Origin of the sequence: Allobosea sp. UC22_33 (genome assembly GCF_042700715.1) — a bacterium.
Classification (GTDB): domain Bacteria; phylum Pseudomonadota; class Alphaproteobacteria; order Rhizobiales; family Beijerinckiaceae; genus Allobosea.
Map to the genome: position 1 here is coordinate 911,742 of NZ_CP170556.1, position 14,507 is coordinate 926,248.

Genomic DNA, 14,507 nt, shown 5'->3' on the forward strand with positions numbered 1-14,507 from the left:
AATAGCGGCAGCGGGCGTTGCGGGCAACGCTTCTGCTGTATCGTCCGTCCGGTTATGGTCCGAGCATGAGCAGCGAATCGCAGCAGACGACCGGCAATGCGCCCGAATGGAGCGTCTCTGACCTCTCGGGAGCGCTGAAGCGTACGATCGAGGACAATTTCGGCTTCGTGCGCGTGCGCGGCGAGATTTCCGGCTATCGCGGCCCGGTCGCCTCCGGCCATGTCTATTTTTCGCTGAAGGACACCAACGCCAAGATCGACGCGGTGATCTGGAAGGGCGTCTTCGGCCGGCTGAAGACCCGCCCGCAGGAAGGACTGGAGGTCGTCGCCACCGGCAAGATCACGACCTTCGCCGGCAAGTCGAGCTACCAGATCGTCGTCGATTCGCTGGAACTGGCCGGTGCCGGCGCGCTGATGGCGCTGCTGGAGGAGCGCCGCAAGCGCCTCGCCGCAGAGGGGCTCTTCGCCGAGGAGCGCAAGCAGCTCATCCCCTACCTGCCCTCGGTGATCGGCGTGGTGACCTCGCCGACCGGCGCGGTCATCCGTGACATCCTGCACCGCCTTGAGGATCGCTTTCCCCGCCATGTCCTGGTCTGGCCGGTGCGTGTACAGGGCGAGACCAGCGCCGCCGAGGTCGCCAATGCCATTGCCGGCTTCAATGCGCTGCCGGCAGGCGGGCGCATCCCGCGTCCCGACGTCATCATCGTCGCGCGCGGCGGCGGCTCGCTCGAAGACCTGATGAGCTTCAACGAGGAGGTCGTGGTCCGCGCCGCCGCGGCTTCCGGGATTCCGCTGGTCTCCGCCGTCGGCCACGAGACGGACTGGACCTTGATCGATCACGCCGCGGACCTGCGCGCGCCGACGCCGACAGGCGCGGCCGAGAAGGTCGTGCCGGTGCGGGCGGAGCTGATGGGTTTCGTCGCCGATCTCGCGCGCCGTCATGCCGGGGCGATGCTGCGCCTCTCGGATCGCCGGCGCAGCGATCTCAGGGCGCTCGCCCGCGCCTTGCCGGGTCCCGAGGCGGTTCTGTCCGGCCCGCGCCAGCGGCTCGATCTCGCCGCGACGCGGCTGGCGCCAGCCCTTGCCCGCAATGCGCGCACGCATGAGCAGCAATTGCAGGCCTTGTCTCGCCGGCTGGAGGCGCGCTCGCCCCGGCTCGCGCTCGTTCGCTTGCGGACGCAGCTCGACGGCTTCGGGCGTGCGCTAGCCGCCGCCAAAGGTAACGCCCTGGCCGGCGAGCGTATCCGGGTCGCCAATGCGCGCGATCGTCTCGCGACGCTGGAGACGCGGGCCCGCAACGCGTTCGGGCAAAGCCTTGTTCAGCGCGGCGAACGGGCGTCCGTACTGGCACAGCGCGCGGAGCGCGCCTTCGGCCAAACCTTGCATCGCCGCACCGACCGGCTGGCCTCGCTCTGGGCGCTGATCCGTTCGCTCGGGCCGGAGGCCGTGCTGTCTCGCGGCTATGCCTTGATCCGCGACGAGGCCGGGGCGCTGGTTCGCAGCGTCGAGGCGGCCCAGCCTGGAAGGGGGCTCTCGGTGCAGGTGGCGGATGGCAGCTTCGGCGTGACCGTCTCAGGTGGCGAGACTGGCGGAGCCAAGCCGTCGGTGCCACGCCCGGCCCGCAAAGGGCCGCCATCGGGAACGCAGGGCGACCTGTTCTGAAGCTCAGGGAGCGGTCAGGAAGGCCTTGACCCGCTTCAGCGCGTCCTCGCGCGCCGCCATATTGGTGCCGACCGTGGCCTTGCCGGTGCCGCTGGCGGAATAGGCGATGTTCTCGCGTTCCTTCACCTCGAGGCGCGGATGGTCGAAATCATGCAGCGCGCCCGGATAGAGCACGAGCCCGACCTGCTCGCCGCGCGCCTGCGCCGCCTTGGCGAGATAGCTGCAGGGCGCCGCAGGCGTCCAGTCGTCGGCATCGCCCATCAGGATCAGGAGCGGGATGCGGGCGGAGAAGCTCGGCGATTCCGACTGGCTCCGGCAGGCAGGGTAGAAGGCGGCGGCGCGCTTGAAATCGGGCTTGCCGTCGGTCGGGGTCTGCTCCTTGCGGATCGCCGTCAGCACGGTCAGGCCGCCGCTGGACCAGCCGAGCAGGGAGATGGCATCGCGTTTGATATTGTTGCGCTGCTGCAGCCAGATTCGCGCTGCGGCGGCATCGGCGACGCGCTCGCGGCCGGCTCGGACCGTCAGGTCCTTCACGCCGCATTGCGAGCCGAGCCCGCGCGAGCCGTAGCTGTCCGGCATCAGCACAGCGAAGCCGGCGGCGGCGAGCCGCTCGCCCCAATCGGCGTGCCGCATCGAGAGTTGGCCATGCTCACGCCACAAGCCGCCGCAACCATGCAGGGCGATCACGGCCGGGAAAGGCCCCTGGCCGGCCGGCAGATAGAAGACGCCGGTCAGCGTTCCCTGTTCGCTGGGAATGGCGACGCGTTCGTAGCCACCGGCGCGGGCGGCCGGCGCTGCGAGCAGCGCAAGGCTCATCAGGAACGCCAGGAGGCGCTGGAGACTGGACATCGTCGACCAGAAGGTTATCACAAACCCCGGAGTATCCCGGCTTTCCGTTTCCCGATCAATGATTTGATGCAATTTTGATGAATATCAGCGAGCGCCTTCCGCCTCATGGTCCCGAAGCCGTGGTCGATTACGGCCCGGGCGAGTTCCGCGTCGTCAAGCCCGGCGCCTTCGTGCGCTGTGCGGTGACGGGCGCGCCGATCCGCCTCGACGATCTCCGCTACTGGTCGATCGAGTGGCAGGAGGCCTATGCCTCGTCGGAAGCCGCGCTGCTGAGGTTGCGCCGCGCCGGCCGCGCCTAGCCCGTTCTGCCGAGGGTTGCCAGCAACCGTTCGATCCCGGCCGGCTCCGCGAAGGCCAGCGAGACCGGTACCACGACCAGCAATCCTCGCGCGGCCTCTGGCCAGAGCGGCGCGAGCTTGGTCCAGTCCTTCTCCGTCGTCGCGACCAGCGCAGCGTGCGCGCGTGCAGCAGCCAGCGCAGCCGCGACATCGCTTTCCAGATAGGCGTGATGATCGCCATGCGCCTGCTCGGCAACGACGGTAGCTCCCGCATCGCGCAGCGTTGCGACGAATTTCTCCGGCCGGCCGATCCCTGACAGCGCCACGACTTTCCGCCCGCGCAAGCGCTCGACCGCGGCATCGGCGGGCTTGAGGGTCGCCGCGAGAACCGGTTTCTTCGCCGCCCGCGCGACAGCGGCGACGCGTTCGCGCGCGTCCCCCGGGCCGATCATGATGACAGCGTCCGCTTCACCCATCTGCTCGGCGAGCGGCGCGCGCAGGGGGCCGGCCGGCAGGCAAAGCCCATTGCCGGCGCCGCTTGCTCCGTCGACCACTGCCAGCTTGAGATGCTTGAGGAGCGACGGGTTCTGCAACCCGTCATCCATCACGATGATGCTGGCGCCGAGGCCGCGCGCCAGCCTTGCGCCTGCCACCCGGTCCCGGGCGATGACGGTGCGGGTATGGCGGGCCATCAGCAGCGGCTCGTCGCCGACATCGACCGCGCGATGCCGGTCTGGGTCGACCTCGACCGGCCCGGCAAGCTTGCCGCCATAGCCGCGCATCAGCACGAAGGGCTTTTCGCCCCGCTCGTCCAGCAGGCGCGCGATGGCGATCGCGGTCGGCGTCTTGCCGGCGCCGCCGGCGATGAAATTGCCGACGCAGATCACCGACAGGCCGGCATCGGTTCCGGTTTGCCGCATGCGCCGCAAGGTGATCCGGCCATAGAGGACGCCGAGCGGTTGGAGCAGCCGGGCGAGCAGCGTGGGCTTGTCCCGCCACCAGAAGCGCGGGGCGCGCAGCATCAGGGCGCGCTCTCGCGCTGGCCGATGGCGACGCGCATCAGCAAGGGCTCGATTGCGTGCAGCGTGCGGTTCAGCGCGCCGCCGAGCTCGGTCGCGGTCTGCGCGGCGGCGCGCGCCGCCTGCCGGGCCTCGGCCGGGTTGTTCAGCCAGCGATGGACCGCGCCGGCCAGCGCCTGCGCATCCGCGACCTCGCGCGAGCCGCCATCGCGATCGAAGGCGGCGAATATCTCGGCATTGTTGTGGACATAGGGGCCGTGCAGCAGGGCGCAGCCGAGCTTGGCCGGCTCGATCGGATTGTGTCCGCCGATGCCCTCGACCAGCGAGCCGCCGAGGAAGGCGACCTGCGACAGCCGGTAGAACAGGCCGAGCTCGTTGACGGTGTCGGCGACATAGAGATCGACGTCGCGCTCCGGGCTGCCGCCGGCCGCACGGCGCGAGACGGCGACGTCGTTGGCCGCGGCCAGTGCCTCGATATCCGGGCCGCGCTGCGGATGGCGCGGCGCGATGATGGTCAGCAGCTTCGGCAGATAGGGCTTGATCGCGAGATGGGCCGCAAGCACCAGCTCGTCCTCGCCGGGATGCGTGCTGGCGGCGATCCAGACCGGGCGGCCCGTCGTCTGGCCGTCGAGGATGGCGAGCGTGTCGGGATCGGCGGGCGGGGCCGGCACGTCGAATTTCAGGTTGCCGGCGACGCTGACGCGCGGGGCGCCGAGCTGGGCCAGCCGCTCGGCATCTCCCTGCGACTGCGCCAGGCAAGCCTCGAAGCAGGAGAGCAGGAAGTGCGATGTCTTCGGCGTCTTGTACCAGCGCGCGAAGGAGCGCTCCGACATGCGGCCATTGACCATCACCACGGGCAAGTCGCGGCGCTGGGCCTCGATCAGCAGGTTCGGCCAGATCTCGGATTCGCAGATCAGGCACAGGTCCGGCCGCCAGTGATCCATGAAGCGGCGCATATAGCGGGGCACGTCGAGCGGAATGTATTGGTGGATCACGCCACCTGGCAGCCGCGCCGCCATCAGTTTGGCGGAGGTCACCGTGCCGGAGGTCACCAGCACGGCGAAGCCGCGCTTCTGCAGTTTGGCGATCAGGGGCAGCAGGGTCACGGTCTCGCCGACGCTGGCGCCGTGCAGCCAGATCAGTGGCTTGTTCGGGCGCTTGACGCCCGGATGGCCGCGTCGCTCGGCAAGGCGTGTCGAATCTTCCTTGCCGCGCCGCTGGCGCCAGAGCAGGAGCCCCGCCGCGACTGGCTCCAGCAGCGCCGTCGCATAGCGATAGCTGCGGAGGATCGCGCCCTTGCCGCTCATGCCGGCGCCCCGGCAGCGAGCTGCTTCTCGCGCAGGCCGGCGCCCGGATCGCGGCTGCCGACCAGCGCGTAGCCGCGGGCATGGACATCGTCGAGGCTGGCCTGCACGGCGAGGCGGGTGGCCTCCTGCGTCGCCTCGTCGGCGTCGCGCGCGACCAGGATCGGCTCGCCGACGACGATGGCGCAGCGCCCGAAGGGCAGGCCGATCGAGGCGCGGTCCCAGCTGTTGAAATCGATGCGCCGGCTCGTCACCACGGCAACGGCGCGGATCGGCCGGCCGGAGGCGCGGGCCAAGGCGATGATGCCGGGGCCGACGATGCGGGCGCGCTTCGGCACATCGGCGGTCAATACCATGGTGTCGCCCGCCGCTAGCCTGCGGACCATGGCGAGGAAGGCGGCGGCGCCGCCCTTCTCGCGGATCTTCTTGCCGAGCGCGCCAGAGCCCCGGATCGCGCCGATGCCGAGCTCGCGCAGCGCCACGGCATTGAAGCCGCCATCGCCATGGCGCGAGACCAGCGAGCAGGCCGGCATCCAGTCCGGCCGGGCGAAGGGGATCATGAGGTGCTGGCCGTGCCACATCGCGAAGATGAGCGGCAGGTCCGGCCGGACATGGTCGTAGATGTCGGCGGGCTCGAAGACGATCCGGTTGGTGCGCTGGACGAGGCGCAGATAGCCGGCCAGCAGGCGGCCGAGCGTTTCCTGCGCCACGCGCGTCTTGAGGATCGAAAAACCCATGGTTCCTGACGTTCTAAGCCCGTTGTCGGCTCAGGCCTTGGCGGTCTCGGGGTCGAGCAGCCGGTGGAGATGCACGATGAAATAGCGCGTTTGCGCTTGGTCGACGGTCTGCTGCGCCTTGGCCTTCCAGGCCGTATGCGCGGTCGCATAGTTCGGGAAGACGCCGACGATGTCGAGCTTCGCCAGGTCCTTGAAGGTGATGCCGTCGAGCGAGGCGAGCTCGCCGCCCAGCACGAGGTGAAGAAGCTGCTTCTGTTCCGGCTCGGTGCTCATCGAACTCTCCTGCGAGGGCTGTGGCGCCCCCATAAGCCATCCCGGCCGCCCATGCGAGCGGGCCGCGCCGGAAGCGTCGAAAAAAATCGTCAGGCGGGCTGCGTCCGTCCGTCGCGCAAACGCTCGATCGCCGCCTGCAGCGGTGCTGCGAGCTTCCCGTTGCTCGCTGCCAGCATGCCGTGGACCGGCACCTCGCGATTATAGACGACGGGCCGGCCCTCTCCATCGGTGAGCCGCCCGCCGGCTTCGCTAAGCACGAGGTCGGCGGCAGCCAGATCCCAGTCGCGGGCATCGGGCGAGATCAGGCCGGCATCGATGGCGCCGTCGGCGATGCGCGTCAGACGCAGCGCCAGCGATGGGATCCGGCCGACGGCCTCGAAAGTCTCGAACTGCGCGAGCGCGTCGAGCATCGGCTTGGGGCCGGCGATGCGCGCGCCGGCCAGCGTATCGGCAGACGAGGCCCGGATGGTTTCGCCGTTGAGCGTCGCACCGCCGCCGGCGAGTGCGCGATAGGTCGCCTGGCAGGCCGGCGCATGGACGATGCCGAGGATCGGCGCGCCCTGATCCAGCAGCGCGACGCAGACGGCCCAGTCCGGCGAGCCCTGCATGAAGGCGCGCGTGCCGTCGATCGGATCGACGACCCAGACATAGCGATGCGAGAGCCGCTGCGCATCGTCGACCGTCTCCTCGGAGAGCCAGGCGGCCTCCGGCAGCAATTCGGACAGGCGGATACGCAGGAAGGTATCGACGCCGATATCGGCTTCGGTGACGGGCGAACCGCCGCTCTTCGCCCAGGTCCGTGCCGCCGTCGTCGCACCGGGCCGGAACAGGTCCAGGGCGATCGTGCCGGCTTCCAGGCAGCTTTCGCCGACGGCCTTCAGCAGCTCGGCTGCGATCGGTAGCGTGGTGGCGTTCATGGCTTTCCTATCGGCCGTGAAAGTCGCTGTTTCAAGCCGAAAATGCGGCTGCCGATCGAAAGATTCCGTCAAGCATCCCGCGGGAAAGCGCTCGTTCCGGGCCGGATCGGGGCGGAATCACCTTCCTTTAACCCAACCCCTTAAGCGCTCGGACACGGCTGGCGGCCATCCTCACAGGGCAAGCACGAGAACCCCGGCATCGACAGAGGGCTCCGTTGCAGCAGGGATTACAGAGAGGCGTTATAACCGATGGCCAGCGTCACGCCGGCCGCCGGAGAGAGCGGTTTTGTGCCGCTTCTCTCCGGTGGTCCGACCACCACAGCGATCGTTGCCCGCAACCCGATGCCGGATCGTCCGGTCGCTCCGGCGATCGAGCGCGTCGGCTCCGTGCGGATCCTGCGCGGCGGTGCCAATTGGCGCGGTGTCGCGCTGCGTCTGGCCAACCCGGCCGGGGATGACGAACGTTTCGAGCTGGCCCTCACGGCCGGTGATGGCCGCTCCATCGTGGTGGCTTCGGTCGATCAGGAGGACGCGGTTGCGCTCTGGCGGGATTTCGGCCGCACCAGCGGCTTGCCGCTTCTGCTCGAAGGGGCCGATGGCGTGGTGAGTGAGCCTTACCCGCAGCTCGGCCGCGTCGCGCTGGGGGCGGTTCGTATCCGCCGCCGTCACGGGCTGCTCAACGGCCGCCGCCCGCGCTTCCTGACCCGCCGCAAGACCGGGCGCCTCGCCGAACTGCCGGTGATCGTCAGCGGCGAGCGGATGACCGACTGAACTTCAGAACAGCGACCGGCTCATCGCATCGAGCGCGAGCCCGGCCGCCAGCAGCAGGCCGGCATCGCGGTTCGACCGGAAGATCCGCAAGGCTTCGGGGGACGACGCGCCATTGATCCGCGTCACCTGCCGGCCGAGATGCAGGGCGAACGCGGCGAAGCCGAGCCAGGCGACGGGTCCGCCGCCGACCAGCCAGATTGCCGTGCCCGTGAGCACCACCGCCAGTGCGAAGCAGAGCGCCACCGCCTCGCGCGTATGGTCGCCGAAATAACGTGCGCTCGAGCGGATGCCGGCGATGACGTCGTCTTCCAGATCCTGCATCGCGTAGATCGTGTCGTAGCCGACCGTCCAGGCGATGGCGGCGGCGTAGATCAGGTAGGCCGGGGGATCGAGCCGGCCGAACACGGCGCTCCAGCCCATCAACCCGCCCCAGGAGAAGGCAAGGCCGAGCACGAATTGCGGCATGTTGGTGATCCGCTTCATGAACGGATAGATCGCGACGATCGCGAGCGAGGCGATGCCGAGCACGATCGTGAAGCGGTTGAACTGCATGAGCACGACGAGGCCCGCCAGCGCCTGCGCGATCATGAACAGCGCGGCCGCCTTTGCCGTCACCTGTCCGGACGGGAGCGGGCGGCCACGCGTGCGCGCCACCTCGGCGTCGAGCTTGCGGTCGATGATGTCGTTGAAGGTGCAGCCGGCCCCGCGCATCAGCACTGCGCCAACGAAGAACAGCAGGCAGTGCCAGGGATCGGGATAGGGCTGGCCGGCGGCGATGGCGGCGAGCCCCGCGGCCCACCAGCAGGGCATCAGCAGCAGCCACCAGCCGATCGGTCGCTCGATGCGGGCGAGCTTCAGGAACGGCCGGGTCGCGAGAGGCGCCCGCGTATCGACCCAATGCCCCTTGAGCGCATCAGGGAGGGGCGCGTTGCGCCCCGGCATCGCCCCTAGGGGTGAGGGATCGGGCATGGCGCCGGGGCGCCGGTCTAGAGCGCGCCCTGCGGGACGCGCATCCCGCCGCCGGCGCCGCTGGTGATGGAATCGGCGCCGCCGAACGGGCTTGAGCCCTGGGCCTGCTGCTGGGCGCGGCGCATCATCTGGGCCTGCTGCTTCACGGCGTTGCAGGCCTGGGTGCGGAAGCCGGCCACCTTCTTGTTGTCGTTCTGCATGCCTTCGATGAAGGTCGCCGGGATCTGGCACCAGTCCTGGTTGGCTGTGGCGAACTTGATCGCGGCGTCGCCGTTGCTGACGAGGCGGCCGAAGGAGCTGCAGGCTTCCTGCGGCGTCATCTTCTTCTTGGCTTTCTGCGCGGCCGAAAGCCGCGCCACGATCGACTGGCGCTCGCCGAGCAGCTTCTGGATCTGCTCGCAGCCCGAGGCCTGCGCGTTTGCGGGAGCAGCCGCCAGGAACGGGGCCACGGCAAGGCCGAGCACCGCGATAACGCCTGAAGCCATCCAACGCCGCATGGTGTCCTTACTCCGGATTGCCGGCCCGCCCGGCCGATCGTTAAATACGTCCTTAACAGCAGGCGCTGTTAACGCCAACGACTCTTGCGAGTCCATCGGTGGCCTTATGGGATACGCCGCCTGTTACAAGGGGATTGTGGCGTTTTTTGCGTTGCTCCCACCGATATCATCGACTTCTGGAGGCGCCTGCGCCCATGTCCGTTCCCGATTTCGCCCGATACAGGCTCTTCCTCGACCAGCCTTTCTCTGCGGGGGCTGCTCTCCCGCTCGAGCGGGAGCAGGCCAACTATCTGCTCAACGTCCTGCGTTTGCGGGTGGATGGCACCGTGCTCGTCTTCAACGGACGCGACGGCGAATGGCTGGCGCGCCTCGTGCCGGAAGGGCGCAAGCAGGCGAATCTCGAATTGGTGCGCCAGACCAGGCCGCAGCCGCCAGCCTCCGATCTGCATTATCTGTTTGCGCCGTTGAAGCATGCGCGGCTCGACTACATGGCGCAGAAGGCGGTCGAGATGGGGGCGGGCCTGCTTCAGCCTGTCCTGACCCGGCGCACCCAGGTTTCGCGACTGAATCTCGATCGGCTGCGCGCCAACGCCATCGAGGCGGCCGAGCAATGCGGCATCCTGAGCCTTCCGGCGATCGAGCCGGAGCGCCCGCTCGACGCTGCGCTCTCGGACCTGGCGCCGGAACGGCTGCTGATCTTCTGCGACGAGGGCCTGGCGGATGCGAGCCCGGTCCCGGCGCTGGCGCAGTGCAAGCCTGCTCCGCTCGCTGTCCTGATCGGCCCCGAGGGCGGGTTCGACGAAGCCGAGCGGACCCTGATCCGCGCACGGCCCAACACGCTGCCGATCTCGCTCGGTCCGCGCATCCTGCGGGCGGACACCGCCGCGGTGGCGGCGCTCGCGCTGGTTCAGGCGGTTGTCGGAGACTGGTCCCGCATCTGACGAAAGGGCGGCAGGCCCTGCCGCCAGCGCCGGTCGCCTTTGCGCGAATGCACGATCCCGGTCGTTGTCGAGCGCCCGGCGCTCGCCTATGTCTGTGCATCCTCTGCCGGCTTCCACCGCGCCCTTGGCGCGGGGGATCAGCCGTCTTGCCTCATCTGCCGGAGCACCCATGGCTCGCGACGTGTCCGATTCGACCCCGATCGGTTCCAAGGCCGAATTGATTGCGTGGATCGCCGCCGGCGAGAAACCGGCCTCGTCCTTCCGGATCGGCACCGAGCACGAGAAATTCCCGTTCTACCGGAGCGATCTCGCCCCCGTTCCCTATGAGGGACGCGGCGGTGCCGGCGGCATCCGCGCCTTGCTCGAGGGCATGCAGCAGCGGCTGGGCTGGGAGCCGATCGTCGATGCCGGTCATATCATCGGGCTGGCCGGGCCGGATGGCGGCGGCGCGATCTCGCTCGAGCCGGGCGGACAGTTCGAACTGTCGGGCGCGCCGCTGGCGACGCTGCACGAGACGCAGGCCGAGCTTCAGGCCCATCTCGCCGACGTCAAGGCCGTGGCCGCTCCGCATGGTATCGGCTTTGCCGCCCTGGGCGCATCGCCGCTCTGGACCCGCGCGCAGACGCCGATGATGCCCAAGAGCCGCTACAAGATCATGGCAAACTACATGCCGAAGGTCGGTACGCTCGGCCTCGACATGATGCTCCGGACCTGCACGGTGCAGGTCAATCTCGACTTCGCCAGCGAGGCGGACATGGTCCGCAAGCTCAGGGTTTCGCTGGCGCTGCAGCCGCTTTCCACGGCCCTGTTCGCGTCCTCGCCCTTCCTGGACGGCAAGCTCAACGGCTTCCAGTCGATGCGTTCGGAGATCTGGCGCGACACCGACAACGCGCGCTCCGGCATGCTGGCCTTCGCCTTCGACGAAGGCATGTCCTATGAGGGCTATGTCGATTGGGCCCTCGACGTGCCCCTGTATTTCATCAAACGCGGCGATACCTATCACGACGTCGCCGGCTCGTCCTTCCGCGACCTGCTGGCCGGCAAGCTGCCGCAACTGCCGGGCGAGAAGGCGACGATATCGGACTGGGCCAACCATCTCGGAACCCTGTTCCCCGAGGTCCGGCTGAAGCGCTTCCTGGAGATGCGCGGCTCCGATGCCGGCCCCGCCGACATGCTGGCCGCGATGCCGGCCTTCTGGGTCGGGCTCCTCTATGATTCCACCTCGCTCGATGCGGCCTGGGATCTCGTCAAGAGCTGGAATGCGGCGGAGCGGCAGGCGTTGCGCGACGCGGTTCCGCGCGAGGGCCTCGCCGCGACCATCGGCGGGCGCAAGCTCGGTGAGATCGCCCGCGAGGTGCTGGAGCTGTCGCGGGCCGGGCTCGCCCGCCGGGCATTCCACGATGCCGCCGGCAAGGACGAAAGCGTCTATCTCGATCCCCTCCACGAAATCGTGGGGCGCGGACAGACGCTCGCCCAGCATCTCGCCGCGCGCTATCGCGGCGAATGGGGCGGGACTGTCGAGCCGGTCTTCACGGAATTGGCGTTGTAGGCTCTGTCGGCGCGGAAAATCGCGACTTCTCCCGCATTGCAGCGGGTGAATTAACGATTTGGCTGCAGTTTGCGGGGATAACCTAGCGGCATGGATCAGCTCCGCGCCAGCTCTGCGGTTTTTCTTCGCGACGAACGCGGCGCGACGATGATCGAGTATGGCTTTGTCGTCAGCCTGATCTCGCTGACGATCATCACGAGCGCCACGCTGATCGGTGAGTCCGTCATCCGCTTCTTCCAGTCCGTGGCGGCCGGTTTCACGCCCTGAGGCCTGAAGGAGCGCCGCTGCGCCCCTCGCTTCTCCGAATCCGATGCCGGAGTGGCCGGCGCCTACTCCGCTGCCGTCTTGAAGCTCGCCAGGTTGTCGAGGCTCTGGATGATGTGCTCGGCCAGCGCGTTCGACAGAACCGAGGGATCGAACCGGGTCCGCAGCAGCCCGATCTTGCATGACGGCAAGGTCGCGAAGCCTTCGGACGGGCCGAGGATGCGCATGCCCGGCCTGACCGCGCTTTCCGGCAGGACCGAGATCGCCAACCCGGCGAGAACCGCCGCGCCGACCGCTGTGGAGTTCCAGCTCGCATAGAGGACGCGGAAGCGGCGACCCTTCGAACTCGAGCGCATCGACCGCGGCCTGCCGCCAGTTGCAGGTCGGCCGCCCCAGCGCCAGAGGCAGCGGGTCTTCCTCATGCACGCTATGGCGTGCCGAGGTGACCCAGAGCAGCGGCTCGATGCGGATGATCTCGCCCTGGCCGCGGCTTTCGACATGGGTGATGATCGCGAGGTCGATATCGCCGGTCGCGATCCGCTCGGCCAGCATCGGCGTCGGCTCGCAGACCACCGTGACCTCGGCGCGCGGGTTCGAATGGGCGAAGCGCGCCAGGATCTCCGGCAGGTAGCGGTCGGCGTAATCGTCGGGCACGCCGAGGCGGATGCGGCCCTTGAGATCCGCATCGGCGAAGGATGCCACGCATTCGAGATTGAGGCGCACGATCCGGCGGGCATAGTCGAGCAGGCGCTCGCCATCCTCGGTCAGCTTGGCATGGCGGCCGTCGCGCCCGAACAGGGGCCTTCCGACCCGCTCTTCGAGCCGCTTCATCTGCATCGAAACGGCCGATTGCGTCTTGAAGACGATCTCGGCTGCGCGGGTGAAGGAGCCGGTATCGGCGATCGCGACGAAGGTCTTGAGCTGATCGGCATCGAGCACATGGGCCATGGGCGATCCCCGTCACTGTTCATCAATATCAGTGTTGCGAGACATCATAACCATTCGTTTGGCTGATGACCAGTGCCTCGCTAAGGTCTGGGTGCTCTCCGAAATTCCCTGTCAATGGCGCGTCCGGGCGGGGGGAGGGGCAAAGGATCAACGTTCCGCACCGCCAGAGGAGGCCGTCATGCTGCTCATGACCATCACCGCGAAGTCGCTCTCGTCCGTTTCGGCCGGGGTCACGCGTGTTGCCACCATCGCCGCTGCCGGAACGATTCAACTCGTGCGGGCGCTCATCCATCGCCGTGAGGTGATGCGACTGGGTGCCGAACTTGACGAGCGCGGACTCAAGGATATCGGCCTCGTGCGTTCGGATATCGACGGCGCGCTGGCGACGTCCTGGCTCGACGACCCGTCCGCCGTCCTGGAGGAGCGCTCGCGTTCCTCGTCGAATCTCGCCGCCGCGCGGCGTGAGCACGCCCTGCGCCATGCCGGCGTGGCGCCGATGCTGGCCGGTAAGGCCGATATCACGGTTGCACGCTGCGCCTGACCCCTTGGCGACAGCGTCCCTGCGGGCGGGAGCTTCGTGCTTCCGCCCTTTTTCATGTCTTCAGCGTTGAACGGGCAGAGCCGCTTCAGCGACGGCCCTGTCCGCCGCCCAGCATGGCGTCGAGGATCGATTTCAACGCGTTCTGGTGATCGTCCTGGATCTGGCGGCCGTGCTCGAACATCTGGTTGAGCGCGTCTAGGCCGATCGAGCCCGGACCTGATCCGGAAGGTGCGGACGGGGCCTCCTCGGGCTCGGGTTCCGGCGCGGGCGCACGCCGCGGTGCGCTGCGCGGAGCCGGCGCCGGCTGGGGTGGAGGCTGCGGAGCCATGCCGCCGAACATGCCGCCGAGAATCTGGCCTAGCCCGCCGAACGGGTCGGAGGGAGCGGCCTGCGGAGAAGGCTGCGGCTGGCCGCCCTGGCCGAACATGCCCTTGAGGATGGCCTCGAACGGATTGGCCGGCATCTGCGGCTGCTGTGGCGCCGGCTGCATGCCCGGCATCTGGCCACGCATCATCTCGGCGAACTGGCCGAGGATACCGCCCAGTCCTTCGTTGCTCGACGTCTTGGACAGGCCGCCCATGAGCATCGCGGCGATGACCGGCAGCATCTGCTTGAGGATCGCCTGGGAGACGCCGCTGGTCGCAGCGGCCTGCGCAGCGATCGCCTGGCTGACCTCGCGCGAGCCGAAGAGCTGGCTGAGCACGTCGTTGCCGGCTGTCTGGGCCCCGGTCGGGATGCCATAGCCGCCGGCCTCGAAGAAGCGGGCATAGGGCGAGGCCGTCATCATCTGCGCGAGCGACCCGAAGGCGTAAGGGTCGCGCGTCTGGCGCTGCAACCCCATCGAGAAGGCCGGCAGCAGGGCGTCGAGCGCGGCCTGGGTCTGCTGCATGGTCAGGCCGTATTGCTGGGCGAGGTTCGGCAGCGCCTGGCCGCTCTGGGCCGATTGCATGATATCGAACAGGTTCATCATCGACGCTTCTCCCCGGCCG

General features: G+C 68.6%; 16 protein-coding genes and 1 pseudogene. 7 read left to right on the forward strand and 10 right to left on the reverse strand.

Going from position 1 to position 14,507, the window contains the following annotated elements:
- Positions 1-65: 65 nt before the first annotated feature.
- Positions 66-1,661 carry an exodeoxyribonuclease VII large subunit gene (gene xseA, locus ACFJGT_RS04260; protein ID WP_377846210.1) on the forward strand — a complete coding sequence of 532 codons (1,596 nt, stop codon included), beginning with the start codon at positions 66-68 and terminating at the stop codon, positions 1,659-1,661.
- A gap of 3 nt (positions 1,662-1,664) precedes the next feature.
- Here xseA and ACFJGT_RS04265 read toward each other — a convergent pair whose 3' ends face one another.
- Positions 1,665-2,477 carry a dienelactone hydrolase family protein gene (locus ACFJGT_RS04265; RefSeq protein ID WP_377846213.1) on the reverse strand — a complete coding sequence of 271 codons (813 nt, stop codon included), beginning with the start codon at positions 2,475-2,477 and terminating at the stop codon, positions 1,665-1,667.
- A 110-nt stretch (positions 2,478-2,587) separates the two neighbouring features.
- On the opposite strand from ACFJGT_RS04265, the gene ACFJGT_RS04270 reads away from it, so the two are divergent.
- Positions 2,588-2,809, forward strand: a complete 222-nt coding sequence (locus tag ACFJGT_RS04270; RefSeq protein WP_061964934.1) for a DUF2093 domain-containing protein — start codon at positions 2,588-2,590, stop codon at positions 2,807-2,809.
- Here the strand turns inward: ACFJGT_RS04270 and lpxK are convergent.
- The 5 genes from lpxK to ACFJGT_RS04295 form a co-directional block, all read right to left on the reverse strand.
- A complete protein-coding gene (gene lpxK, locus ACFJGT_RS04275) occupies positions 2,806-3,810 on the reverse strand; it encodes a tetraacyldisaccharide 4'-kinase (protein ID WP_377846216.1) in 1,005 nt (334 codons plus the stop codon). The genes ACFJGT_RS04270 and lpxK overlap by 4 nt on opposite strands.
- Complete coding sequence (locus ACFJGT_RS04280; RefSeq protein ID WP_377846218.1) at positions 3,810-5,114, reverse strand: 3-deoxy-D-manno-octulosonic acid transferase; 1,305 nt, start codon at positions 5,112-5,114, stop codon at positions 3,810-3,812. The genes lpxK and ACFJGT_RS04280 overlap by 1 nt, the downstream gene beginning before the upstream one ends.
- Positions 5,111-5,848 carry a lysophospholipid acyltransferase family protein gene (locus ACFJGT_RS04285; RefSeq protein WP_377846220.1) on the reverse strand — a complete coding sequence of 246 codons (738 nt, stop codon included), beginning with the start codon at positions 5,846-5,848 and terminating at the stop codon, positions 5,111-5,113. The genes ACFJGT_RS04280 and ACFJGT_RS04285 overlap by 4 nt, the downstream gene beginning before the upstream one ends.
- Positions 5,849-5,878: 30 nt before the next feature.
- Positions 5,879-6,121, reverse strand: coding sequence for a DUF4170 domain-containing protein (locus ACFJGT_RS04290; RefSeq protein ID WP_377846222.1), 243 nt, complete (start codon positions 6,119-6,121; stop codon positions 5,879-5,881).
- Positions 6,122-6,210: 89 nt separating this feature from the next.
- Positions 6,211-7,038 (reverse strand): 3'(2'),5'-bisphosphate nucleotidase CysQ, encoded by an 828-nt coding sequence (locus ACFJGT_RS04295; RefSeq protein WP_377846225.1) that lies wholly within the window; start codon positions 7,036-7,038, stop codon positions 6,211-6,213.
- A 249-nt stretch (positions 7,039-7,287) separates the two neighbouring features.
- Here ACFJGT_RS04295 and ACFJGT_RS04300 point away from each other — a divergent pair, with 249 nt between their 5' ends.
- The gene (locus ACFJGT_RS04300) at positions 7,288-7,809 is read left to right on the forward strand and encodes a DUF6101 family protein (RefSeq protein ID WP_377846227.1); all 522 of its coding nucleotides are present in this window, start codon (positions 7,288-7,290) and stop codon (positions 7,807-7,809) included.
- Between the two features lie 3 nt (positions 7,810-7,812).
- Here ACFJGT_RS04300 and ubiA read toward each other — a convergent pair whose 3' ends face one another.
- Both ubiA and ACFJGT_RS04310 read right to left on the reverse strand, forming a co-directional pair.
- Positions 7,813-8,778, reverse strand: a complete 966-nt coding sequence (gene ubiA, locus ACFJGT_RS04305; protein ID WP_377846230.1) for a 4-hydroxybenzoate octaprenyltransferase — start codon at positions 8,776-8,778, stop codon at positions 7,813-7,815.
- A gap of 17 nt (positions 8,779-8,795) precedes the next feature.
- Positions 8,796-9,263, reverse strand: coding sequence for a hypothetical protein (locus ACFJGT_RS04310; protein ID WP_377846232.1), 468 nt, complete (start codon positions 9,261-9,263; stop codon positions 8,796-8,798).
- A 206-nt stretch (positions 9,264-9,469) separates the two neighbouring features.
- Between ACFJGT_RS04310 and ACFJGT_RS04315 the strand changes: the two genes are divergently transcribed.
- From ACFJGT_RS04315 to ACFJGT_RS04325, 3 genes are all read left to right on the forward strand, one after another.
- Positions 9,470-10,216: a 16S rRNA (uracil(1498)-N(3))-methyltransferase gene (locus ACFJGT_RS04315; protein WP_377846234.1), complete on the forward strand. Its 747-nt coding sequence runs from the start codon at positions 9,470-9,472 to the stop codon at positions 10,214-10,216.
- A 169-nt stretch (positions 10,217-10,385) separates the two neighbouring features.
- Positions 10,386-11,765 (forward strand): glutamate--cysteine ligase, encoded by a 1,380-nt coding sequence (locus ACFJGT_RS04320; protein ID WP_377846236.1) that lies wholly within the window; start codon positions 10,386-10,388, stop codon positions 11,763-11,765.
- Positions 11,766-11,855: 90 nt separating this feature from the next.
- Positions 11,856-12,032, forward strand: coding sequence for a Flp family type IVb pilin (locus tag ACFJGT_RS04325; protein ID WP_377846239.1), 177 nt, complete (start codon positions 11,856-11,858; stop codon positions 12,030-12,032).
- Positions 12,033-12,094: 62 nt separating this feature from the next.
- Here ACFJGT_RS04325 and ACFJGT_RS04330 read toward each other — a convergent pair.
- Positions 12,095-12,977: pseudogene (locus ACFJGT_RS04330) on the reverse strand (LysR substrate-binding domain-containing protein).
- A gap of 178 nt (positions 12,978-13,155) precedes the next feature.
- On the opposite strand from ACFJGT_RS04330, the gene ACFJGT_RS04335 reads away from it, so the two are divergent.
- The gene (locus tag ACFJGT_RS04335; RefSeq protein ID WP_377846241.1) at positions 13,156-13,518 is read left to right on the forward strand and encodes a hypothetical protein; all 363 of its coding nucleotides are present in this window, start codon (positions 13,156-13,158) and stop codon (positions 13,516-13,518) included.
- An 85-nt stretch (positions 13,519-13,603) separates the two neighbouring features.
- On the opposite strand, the gene ACFJGT_RS04340 is transcribed toward ACFJGT_RS04335, so the two are convergent.
- On the reverse strand, positions 13,604-14,488 hold the full coding sequence (locus ACFJGT_RS04340) for a DUF937 domain-containing protein (RefSeq protein ID WP_377846243.1): 885 nt from the start codon (positions 14,486-14,488) through the stop codon (positions 13,604-13,606).
- Positions 14,489-14,507 lie beyond the last annotated feature (19 nt).

Coding starts and splice junctions, on each gene's coding strand:
- ACFJGT_RS04325 (WP_377846239.1), top strand. CDS start 11,856: ATGGATCAGCTCCGCGCCAGCTCTGCGGTTTTTCTTCGCGACGAACGC.
- ACFJGT_RS04340 (WP_377846243.1), bottom strand. CDS start 14,488: ATGATGAACCTGTTCGATATCATGCAATCGGCCCAGAGCGGCCAGGCG.
- ACFJGT_RS04290 (WP_377846222.1), bottom strand. CDS start 6,121: ATGAGCACCGAGCCGGAACAGAAGCAGCTTCTTCACCTCGTGCTGGGC.
- xseA (WP_377846210.1), top strand. CDS start 66: ATGAGCAGCGAATCGCAGCAGACGACCGGCAATGCGCCCGAATGGAGC.
- ACFJGT_RS04310 (WP_377846232.1), bottom strand. CDS start 9,263: ATGGCTTCAGGCGTTATCGCGGTGCTCGGCCTTGCCGTGGCCCCGTTC.
- ACFJGT_RS04280 (WP_377846218.1), bottom strand. CDS start 5,114: ATGAGCGGCAAGGGCGCGATCCTCCGCAGCTATCGCTATGCGACGGCG.
- ACFJGT_RS04270 (WP_061964934.1), top strand. CDS start 2,588: ATGAATATCAGCGAGCGCCTTCCGCCTCATGGTCCCGAAGCCGTGGTC.
- ACFJGT_RS04295 (WP_377846225.1), bottom strand. CDS start 7,038: ATGAACGCCACCACGCTACCGATCGCAGCCGAGCTGCTGAAGGCCGTC.
- ACFJGT_RS04265 (WP_377846213.1), bottom strand. CDS start 2,477: ATGAGCCTTGCGCTGCTCGCAGCGCCGGCCGCCCGCGCCGGTGGCTAC.
- ACFJGT_RS04320 (WP_377846236.1), top strand. CDS start 10,386: ATGGCTCGCGACGTGTCCGATTCGACCCCGATCGGTTCCAAGGCCGAA.
- ubiA (WP_377846230.1), bottom strand. CDS start 8,778: ATGCCCGATCCCTCACCCCTAGGGGCGATGCCGGGGCGCAACGCGCCC.
- ACFJGT_RS04285 (WP_377846220.1), bottom strand. CDS start 5,848: ATGGGTTTTTCGATCCTCAAGACGCGCGTGGCGCAGGAAACGCTCGGC.
- ACFJGT_RS04315 (WP_377846234.1), top strand. CDS start 9,470: ATGTCCGTTCCCGATTTCGCCCGATACAGGCTCTTCCTCGACCAGCCT.
- lpxK (WP_377846216.1), bottom strand. CDS start 3,810: ATGCTGCGCGCCCCGCGCTTCTGGTGGCGGGACAAGCCCACGCTGCTC.
- ACFJGT_RS04335 (WP_377846241.1), top strand. CDS start 13,156: ATGCTGCTCATGACCATCACCGCGAAGTCGCTCTCGTCCGTTTCGGCC.
- ACFJGT_RS04300 (WP_377846227.1), top strand. CDS start 7,288: ATGGCCAGCGTCACGCCGGCCGCCGGAGAGAGCGGTTTTGTGCCGCTT.